Raw genomic sequence first — 9,360 nt, 5'->3', positions numbered from 1 at the left:
TGGGAGCAAATCCAGACGCTCCAGCGTCATGAAACCTTGGCCGCTGGAGCGGCCACAACGGCATTCCCACGCTGGAGAGACTGTGAAAGTATTACTGGATTTTCGGAGCCATAGGGACAGCACAACATAATTACCCTACTTTAGGCCGAAAATACTTCTCTTAAATCCCATATGAGACAGAATTTAGTATAAAATATGGTGGCTTCATCCCACCACTTCCGGGGAAAACGAATACTTTCACAGTCTCTGGAGCGTGGGAACGAGCCAAATGGGTCAGATCGCTCACCCGCGGCAAAGCCCTCAAATTATAATTTTACGGGACTTGACAGGTAGCGACTGCCACGGTATTGAAAAATCCCACAAAAAACTTTAATGTTAGCTATCATTGGGTTGGTTGCATTCGAAAATCAAAGAACTTCAGAGGAGAAAGAAAGATGTTGTTTATAACAAACCGATTTCCAAAGCAAAGCATACGGACACGGCCTGGCCGTAATTTGGACTTTGACCTAAATAATAATGCAGCGAGCAATTCTGTTTTCTTCTGCGAGAGGACTGGTGACCAAACGTATACAGAAATAGGGAGTATTGAATTTTTATCTCGGATCAAAAAGAATGGCTACCGTCAAGTACTCATTTACATTCACGGATTCTCCAACCTTCCGGAAGATGTTTTCGGTGCTGTGCAGGAGCTCCAAGAACTATGCAATAACAAGAAAAATAATGAAGTATTGGTCATTCCGCTTGTTTGGCCATGCGACAACGACTTAGGCATCATAAAGGACTATTGGGATGATCAGGAATCGGCAGATGCAAGTGCATATTCTTCCGCACGGGTTCTGGGGAAATTTTCAGAGTGGCAGAACTCAGACAAATACAATCATCGAGCAGATCCCTGTCTTAAAAGAATCAATGTGCTTGCTCATTCGATGGGGACTCGAGTATTACGCGAAACCTTAGTTGCATGGAATAAATATAACTTGTCTGGCGGGGTTCCTCTGATATTTAGAAATACGTTTCTTGTTGCTGCGGATATCGCGAATGAGTCCCTCCAAAGAGGGGGGCACGGCGAATTGATATGCCATGCATCTCGGAACGTGATTGTCTACCATGCGGCCGATGATCTTGCCCTACGGGCCAGCAAGTTTGTTAATCTAAAGAGCGGAATCGTCTCTCGTCGATTGGGACATACAGGCCCTGAGAATATGCGGCTCACTCCAGCAAACGTATACGCCTTAGACTGCGATGATATAAGCATGGCGTACTGCCCTGTAGGACATTCCTACTTTAGCTCAGGTAGAACGAGGGGTCAGCCAGGTCTTGTGTTTGAGCACATCTTCAGAACTCTTATATCCGGACGGGTGTTTCCTGACGATGAATCCCAACGTACAACGATAATTAAGGAACCTTGAAAACTTCCCTCCAGAGGATACTCTCCCTTCCCTTATCCCTCTCCCGGCGGGAGAGGGATATCAGGAGTGCCCGTGGCAAGCCACCGCTTACAGCAAGGGAGTCGCCGGCAGCACGGGTACGATCAACAAGGCGACGATGTTGATGATCTTGATCAGCGGGTTGACCGCCGGACCGGCGGTGTCTTTGTAGGGGTCGCCCACGGTGTCGCCGGTGACCGCGGCCTTGTGGGCCTCGGAGCCCTTGCCGCCCAGGTTGCCGTCCTCGATGTACTTCTTGGCGTTGTCCCAGGCCCCACCGCCGGTGGTCATGGAGATGGCAACGAAGAGGCCGGTGACGATGGTGCCGATGAGCAAGCCCCCCAGGGCCTCCTTACCCAGCAGGAACCCGACGACCACGGGGACCAGCACGGGCAACAGAGACGGGATCATCATTTCCTTGATGGCGTCCTTGGTCAGCATGTCCACGGCCTTGGAGTAGTCAGGCTTTTGCTTGTGCTCCATGATGCCCGGCATTTCGCGGAACTGACGGCGCACCTCGTTGACGATGCCCCCCGCGGCGCGGCCGACCGCTTCCATGGCCATGGCCCCGAACAGGAAGGGCACCAAGCCGCCGATGAACAGCCCGATGATGATCATGTGATTTTCGAGGCTGAAATTGAGCTGAGTCCCACCGCCCAGGGCATGGGTGTAGTCGGCGAACAGTACCAGGGCGGCCAGCCCGGCGGAGCCGATGGCGTAGCCCTTGGTGACGGCCTTGGTGGTGTTGCCGACGGCATCCAGGGGATCGGTAATGCCGCGGATCTTCTCGTCCAGCTCGGCCATCTCGGCGATGCCGCCGGCGTTGTCCGTAATGGGACCGAAGGCGTCCAGGGCGACGATGATGCCGGTCATGGAGAGCATGGAGGTAGCGGCGATGGCGATGCCGTAGAGGCCCGCCAACTCATAGGCGCCCCAGATGGCGGCACACACGGCCAACACGGGGGCGGCGGTGGACTTCATGGCCACACCCAGGCCGGCGATGATGTTGGTGGCGTGTCCGGTCTGAGAGGCATCGGCAATATGCCTCACCGGGCTGAACTCGGTGCCTGTGTAGTACTCGGTGATGAACACCATCAGGCCGGTCAGGACCAGGCCGATGACGGCTGCGCCGTAGAGGCTCCATTGGCTGTATGTCACCTTGTCGATCGTGATGGTTTCCGGCACCAGCCACAAGGTCACGGGGATGAAAAGCACCAGGGCGATGCCGCCGGCGACCGCCAGGCCCTTGTAGAGGGCCGTCATGATCTTGGTGTCGCCTTCATGGGCCTTGACGAAGAAGGTGCCGATGACGGAGGCGATGATGGACACGCCGCCCAACACCAGGGGATAGATCACGGCGTCCGTGCTCCCCACCAGCAGGGAGCCCAGCAGCATGGTGGCAACCACCGTCACCGCATAGGTCTCGAACAGGTCGGCGGCCATGCCGGCGCAGTCGCCCACGTTGTCGCCCACGTTGTCGGCGATGACCGCGGGGTTGCGGGGATCGTCTTCGGGAATCCCGGCCTCGACCTTACCCACCAGGTCCGCGCCCACGTCGGCGCCTTTGGTGAAAATGCCGCCCCCGAGTCGGGCGAAGATGGAGATCAGGGAGCCGCCGAAGCCCAGGCCGACGAGCGCGTGCAGGATACCCTTCTCCTCGACGCCTATGGCGCTGAGGATCACGTAATAACCGGCCACGCCCAGCAGGCCCAGCCCTACCACCAGCAGGCCGGTGATGGCGCCGCCGCGAAAGGCCACCTGCAGCGCGGCGTCGAGCCCCTTGTTGGCAGCCTCCGCCGTGCGCACGTTGGCCTTGACCGAGATATTCATCCCGATGTAACCGGCGGCACCGGAGAGGATGGCGCCGATCACGAAGCCGATGGCCGTATAGAGGTCCAGAACAAAGAATAGAACGACGGCCAGGATGATGCCGACGATACCGATGGTGGTGTACTGACGGTTGAGATAGGCCTTGGCGCCTTCCTGGACGGCGCTGGCGATCTCGCGCATGCGGTCGTTGCCGTCCGGCAGGGCGAGAATCCATTTAACGGACCAGATGCCGTATCCCAGGGCGAGGGCGCCGCACAGGAGGGCAAAGATGGAACCTTCTGACATTTGGGTTGACTCCTCTTCGGGTTTCTCGATTGTCGATTCTAGGGTAGATAAGGGAATGACAGGGGGCTCGCCCCGATGCCGTTAAATTTAAGCGTAACTGGCGCTGTTTTTTTTCGCCCTCTCCCCAACCCCTCTCCCGGCGGGGGAGGGGCTTTGCGACACCCTCCCGCGGGGAGAGGGGCTGTGAGGCTTAACTTAATGGCATTGGGGCGAGCCCCCCGGTTCCCAACGTCCGCTTTATTGGAGCTCGAACGCAGCCAGCTTTTTGGGCACCGGTGCGTTCTTCAAGGTGATGTATTTGGGCATCCCTTTCTCATAGGGCGGGTAATCCTCGCCCTGGATCAGCGGATACAGGTAGTCGCGGCACTTGTCGGTGATGCCGTAGCCGTCCTCGGTGATGAAGTCCTTGGGCATGAACTTCTCTACGTTGGCCACCTCCGACAGGGGCGCCTCGCCGACCTCCCAGATGTAGGGATCCGATGATTTGCGTACCACCGTGGGCATGATGGCATTGTGACCCTTGAGGGCGAATTCCACCCCGGCCTTACCCAGGGCATAGGCCTGTTCCACATCGAATTTGGCGGCCAGGTGGCGGGCCGCCCGCTGCAGGTAATCGGCCACCGCCCAGTGGAACTTGTAGCCCGTGGCCTCCTTGATCATGTTGGCGACCACCGGCGCCGCCCCACCGAGCTGGGCGTGACCGAAGGCGTCGCGGGTCCCCTGCTCGGCCAGGAAGCGCCCATCCGGCCAGTGGCAGCCCTCGGATACGCAGACGGTGCAGTAGCCGAATTGCTCGACCTTGGCCTTGACCGCCGCCAGGAACTTCTCTTGATCGAACTCCACCTCCGGGAACAGGGTCAGGACCGGGATGCCCTGATCCGCCACCAGGGCGCCGGCCGCGGCGATCCAGCCGGCGTGGCGGCCCATGACCTCGATGACGAAGATCTTGGTGGAGGTGGCGCACATGGAGCGCACATCGAAGGAGGCCTCCAGGGTGGAGGTAGCGATGTATTTGGCAACGGAGCCGAAGCCCGGACAGTTGTCCGTAATGGGCAGGTCGTTGTCCACCGTCTTGGGTATGTGGACCGCCTGGACCGGATAGCCCATGGCATCGGAGAGCTGGGAGACCTTATAACAGGTATCCGCGGAGTCGCCGCCGCCGTTATAGAAGAAGTAGCCGATGTCGTGGGCCTTGAAGACCTCGATCAGGCGCTCGTACTCACGCTTGTTGGCTTCCAGGCTCTTGAGCTTGTAGCGGCAGGAGCCCAAGGCGCCGGAGGGCGTGTGACGGAGGGCCGCGATCTTTTCGGCGGCCTCCTGGCTGGTGTCGATCAGATCCTCGGTCAGGGCGCCGATGATGCCGTTGCGTCCGGCATAGACATTGGCGATCTTATCCTTATGCTTGCGGGCGGTCTCGATCACCCCGCAGGCGGAGGCGTTGATCACGGCGGTGACTCCGCCGGACTGGGCGTAGAAGGCATTTTTCGCGGTCATGGTTCCCCCTTTGCTGGTTTCTAAGTATGGGTTGTTAGTTCTACTTTGTCACATTCCAGGGTGATTCACTTAACTTATTAAGGAATCCGGCGAAATGACGGAATCCTGAAAGATCGGTGAGTCGGGCCGAATGTGACAAAGTAGAATTAGTAATGAGTCAGGTTTTGTATCCGCTATCAACAAACCACGAATTGACACGAATAAACACGAATGATGCTGTACTAGTTAGACCTCGTCACCGAGACCTTGCCCTTGCCTTCATCAACTGACTGAAATTCCTTTATTTCACTATCCGTCAAATAAGGCGTATCAGGATCGGCCACTGATTGTTTGCGTATTTCCTTTTCCGTCGTTCTTTTAAACTTTGCGATGTCTGTTCTGCTTTTCATTCCCCTGAGTTCTTCGGGAGTATAGGTCTTACTCATGCTCATAACATTCTCCTAATACGGAAGAAAAGCTTTTGTCAAATATTTCACCCTTTCTCTCCCATTAGCCTTTCGGGCGGATATGATGCGAATTACTTCTTTTCCGTTTTCGTTTGCGCGCTTCGTGTAAACAACCAATAGGATTCCAAAAGTTACTCTACCTATGGTTTGAATGCGTGTTTCATTATATTCAACACTCTTGCTTCGTGAATCTAGTCGTTCTTGTCTATGTGGGTCCTCCCAAATTCGTGCTGCGTCTATAAAGTCTATACCCCGCTCCCTAAGCGTTTTTCCTCTCTTTTTCTCATCCCACTCGAATAACATATCATCCGTTAGCATTGCCAACTCGCATCAGGGCCGTGCCCACCAATATCGAGCTACTGGTCTCAAGTATGGGTTGTTCTCGATCACCGCCCTCCTTGCGGGCACTGGTCGATAGGTCTGAAAGCGGCCAGGGTCTGTTACATTTGTCGGGTAGTGGTAATTTTCAAGTGGTAGAAGGGAACGACTGCCGGCTGTTGGACATGTTTCCACTTAAGCCTTACCCACTACCGCTGGGGTGGTGGGCACGGCCACCCCTGGCTCCTAGTCACGAACACTCAGCTTCGCCTGGATTCGATATCCCCCCGCTCCTGGGCGGCATGGTCGGCCTGGGCCTGGAGCAGGGAGACGACACACTCGGACAGATCGTCATACTCGTTCACCCCGGTGCCGTACTGTTGGTATCCCCGGTAGAAGAACTGGCAGCAGTAGTTGCGGTCGCCGGTCTTGAAGATGACAAAGTTACAACCTTGGCTATCGTGCCAGAACACCACCGGGCAGCTGGTCAGCTCCCGGTCCGACGGGTGTAACCGGATCTCGGCGTCGGCGAGCTGGAGCTCCAGGTCGCGACCGTAGCGCTCCTTGAGGGTGGTCTCGAGGATCCAGCGCTCGGTATCCGAAATATCGGGGATCTCGGCCATAGACAATAAATTCGGTGGGATACGGCTCGCTGCCTATCCCAGGATGCGGTCTCCAAGGCTAGCTACAGGAGAGTACGGGACCAAATCAAAGATTCAAGTGCCGGGATGTGGGAGGCACTCCAGCCGACCCAGGCTGCGAGATGAGGAGTCTACCATGGATTTGCTAGGTTTCAGGTCCCGTCTCATCCCTTGCCGGAGATGGGCACCGCTTGCGGGCAGTCGCGTTTCCACCGGCAGGTGTTGGGTCGCCTTCCAGCGGGCAAGGTATCGGCCGAGGTTGCCGCGTCACCGGCGGAGCAACACTAGGAGGCGTTTGGGGTGGAACAGGACGGGGATTCCGAATGTTGCGCGGAAAAACCGGGGATTCCGGCCGGTCACTGCCAGCCGATCACGTCGTAGCCGCGTTCGCTCAGACAGCGGTTCACAAAGCCCCGGAAGGTCTGCGAGGGCTTACCGGCGCGTAGGGCACCTCTGACCAGGCCGGCGGCACCACCAGCGGCGGCGCCTGCAAGCGCCCGGTTACCGGCGTCTTTCTCACCGTCCCGAACCAGTCCCCAGGCACCCGCAGCCGCCCCCCCGATCACCCCCCCGGTGGCCGTATCGCGCGCCACGTCCGTGCCGCCATAGACGGGCGCACCGAAGTCCTTGGCCGACCGCAGACAATGGTCCACGTCCGCATGGGCCCGGGCCTCGCCGACCGAGTGGAAGTGGGCGTTCGGATACAGCACCGGTCGCCGCCCCCCCGCGCATCCGACCAGCACGAGGAGACTCAGCACCAGGATGGGCACGCCGAATCGTTTGAAGTTGCTTGCCATCATAAGGATAGTATAGACGGATACCGGCTTGCCCACTACCAGGACGGCGCCTCGGGCCGGGCTACCGAATAATCATCACGGCTGAAACATCACCTAGGGGAACGGATTTTTCCTATAGGAAATTCCACTCACACCCGCTCCCTTGCCTATGCCCACGGGGGCAGGTCACTCGCCCGCATAGCTCGCCGGGACGGCAATTCCCGGTGAGCTGTGCGGGCTAGACGCGCCGTAACCCGACGGAGAACCACGCATGGACACGAATCCATACGAATTCGTGTTATTCGTGTGAATTCGTGGTTCTCCCCCTAACCATGATTCGATTACCCCGTCCTTCGGCCGAGGTACTACGACTCCGGCTCCAGACTCGTGTATTGCTGCAGGATCCGGTCGTACTGGTCGAATCCGACGATCTGGCGGATGGTGGCGAAGTCGACGCTCCGCTGGGGGAGGTCTCCTGTCGCGAGTCCACGCAGGGTCTCTTGCATGGCATAGACCGTGCTGTTGAGCAGGGCCAGCGGATAGGCGGCGATCCGGTAGCCGATCTCCCGGAGGCGCTGCGGTGACAGCACCGGGGTGACGCCCCCCGCCAGCATGTTGGCCATCTTGGGGCCTGGGGTCTGGGTGCAGAAGTCGATCATCTCGGCCTCGTCCTGGGGGGCTTCCAGGAACAGGATGTCCGCGCCCAGATCGGCGAACGCCTGCATGCGCCACAGGGCCTCGGCAAGGCCGTCAGTGGCGCGGGCGTCCGTGCGGGCCATGATGAGGATGTCCGCCCCCTGCTCTCTGGCATCCACGGCCGCCTTGATGCGGGACAGGGCCTCGGGGCGCTGCACGATTTCCTTGCCGCGGGTGTGTCCGCAGCGCTTGGGGGCGAGCTGGTCTTCGATCATGATGGCGGCGAACCCGGCGTCGGCATAGCCCTGCACGGTGCGCCGCACGTTGGCGGGGTTGCCATAGCCGGTGTCGCCGTCGCCGATGACGGGGAAGGAGACGGCATCCAGGATGCCGCGCCCCTGATCGAGCATTTCGGCATAGGAGATGAGGCCGGTGTCCGGCAGGGCCAGCCGCGCCGCCGCTACCGCGAAGCCGCTCATGAAGGTCAGGGGAAAACCGGCCTGCTCGATGAGCCGCGCCGAGAGGGCGTCGAAGCAGCAGGGCATGAGCAGCAGGTCGGGCCCCGCGAGGAGCTGTCGCAGTTTGCCGACGGAGGTACTCATACTAACCCGCATATCTCACTGTTATCCGCAGATTACGCAGATTTTCGCAGATTCTTTGCTTTGTTCACTCGGTAAGCGGAATCCAACGAGGGTAGGTGGTCAACTTCGGCACCGAGGGCCTCCAATTCTTGCGTGGTGTTTCAACCTTGTTGTTTCTGGTGTAGAGGGCACCGTGAAAGATCCCAGGGCGGAAACTTTTCAAAGTTCCCTCTACTCGGTAACAACAAAATTAGAACACTATCCAATTCTTATAGTGTATAGTCTTCTTGAGAAATCTGCGCGAATCTGCGTAATCTGCGGATCAAAAAGATTTTTTTGGGTTTTGCACCACCGCCTTGGGTCTGCTGGGGATCGGGAGTTCGCCTTACCCTAAAAAAGGGCGGCAACAACCGCCCTTTGGGGTCCGATCGGCCGGTATCAGCCCTTGGCCCAGTCTCCGAAGTTGTCGGTGGTCTTCTCTTCGCCGTCGGAGTAACCGGCCTCGTAGGCCTCGGTCAGTCGCTGCTCTTCCCGCTTGGGATTCTGCAGGAATCCGCACTGCCAGCCTTGGATGTACTCGTCGTCGACACCCATCTGCTCCATCTTGGTCACGGCGTCGTAGTAAAACTGATTCATATCCGATCTCCGAGCATTGCTGATGTTCAGGCCTTAAGGGCCTTCGTTTTACAGTGTTCGCAACCGGCGGGACAAGGCTACCGAGCGTATGGCGGCAACCGGCCGCGTGCCTTCATGTGTCTCACCAAGGCGACAGTCCCGCTCCAACCGCAGCAGTCGACGAGCAGTCGCGGAAAGATATGTAAGAATACTTTGTTCTTCTAATGCCTGCCACTAGTACCTAGTTTCAACCGATGTTGCAAGTTCATAGTATCTGCTGGCTCACACGCTTGGCTTACCCGCTCCAGTGT

9 protein-coding genes are annotated in these 9,360 nt (G+C 58.0%); 1 reads left to right on the top strand and 8 read right to left on the bottom strand.

The window, feature by feature from the left end; genetic code table 11:
* Positions 1-434: 434 nt before the first annotated feature.
* Positions 435-1,409 (top strand): alpha/beta hydrolase, encoded by a 975-nt coding sequence (locus tag BQ17_RS11290; protein WP_089727119.1) that lies wholly within the window; start codon positions 435-437, stop codon positions 1,407-1,409.
* A gap of 87 nt (positions 1,410-1,496) precedes the next feature.
* Here BQ17_RS11290 and BQ17_RS11285 read toward each other — a convergent pair whose 3' ends face one another.
* The 8 genes from BQ17_RS11285 to BQ17_RS11250 all read right to left on the bottom strand — a co-directional run bounded on the left by BQ17_RS11285 (position 1,497) and on the right by BQ17_RS11250 (position 9,070).
* Positions 1,497-3,542: a sodium-translocating pyrophosphatase gene (locus tag BQ17_RS11285; RefSeq protein ID WP_089727117.1), complete on the bottom strand. Its 2,046-nt coding sequence runs from the start codon at positions 3,540-3,542 to the stop codon at positions 1,497-1,499.
* 237 nt (positions 3,543-3,779) lie between these two features.
* A complete protein-coding gene (locus tag BQ17_RS11280; protein ID WP_089727115.1) occupies positions 3,780-5,036 on the bottom strand; it encodes a 6-phosphofructokinase in 1,257 nt (418 codons plus the stop codon).
* A 221-nt stretch (positions 5,037-5,257) separates the two neighbouring features.
* Positions 5,258-5,461 (bottom strand): hypothetical protein, encoded by a 204-nt coding sequence (locus BQ17_RS11275; RefSeq protein ID WP_141699239.1) that lies wholly within the window; start codon positions 5,459-5,461, stop codon positions 5,258-5,260.
* Positions 5,462-5,476: 15 nt separating this feature from the next.
* Positions 5,477-5,785, bottom strand: a complete 309-nt coding sequence (locus tag BQ17_RS11270) for a BrnT family toxin (RefSeq protein ID WP_089727121.1) — start codon at positions 5,783-5,785, stop codon at positions 5,477-5,479.
* Positions 5,786-6,060: 275 nt separating this feature from the next.
* Positions 6,061-6,423, bottom strand: coding sequence for a hypothetical protein (locus tag BQ17_RS11265; protein ID WP_089727110.1), 363 nt, complete (start codon positions 6,421-6,423; stop codon positions 6,061-6,063).
* Positions 6,424-6,797: 374 nt separating this feature from the next.
* The gene (locus BQ17_RS11260) at positions 6,798-7,274 is read right to left on the bottom strand and encodes a hypothetical protein (protein WP_141699238.1); all 477 of its coding nucleotides are present in this window, start codon (positions 7,272-7,274) and stop codon (positions 6,798-6,800) included.
* Positions 7,275-7,582: 308 nt separating this feature from the next.
* Positions 7,583-8,455, bottom strand: coding sequence for an isocitrate lyase/PEP mutase family protein (locus tag BQ17_RS11255; protein ID WP_089727106.1), 873 nt, complete (start codon positions 8,453-8,455; stop codon positions 7,583-7,585).
* Between the two features lie 417 nt (positions 8,456-8,872).
* Positions 8,873-9,070, bottom strand: coding sequence for an Alvin_2107 family globule sulfur oxidation protein (locus BQ17_RS11250; protein ID WP_089727105.1), 198 nt, complete (start codon positions 9,068-9,070; stop codon positions 8,873-8,875).
* Between the last annotated feature and the right edge of the window lie 290 nt (positions 9,071-9,360).

The organism is Candidatus Thiosymbion oneisti (assembly GCF_900092655.1).
Lineage (GTDB): Bacteria > Pseudomonadota > Gammaproteobacteria > Chromatiales > Chromatiaceae > Thiosymbion > Thiosymbion oneisti.
This window is presented reverse-complemented; position numbering and strand designations above follow the sequence as displayed.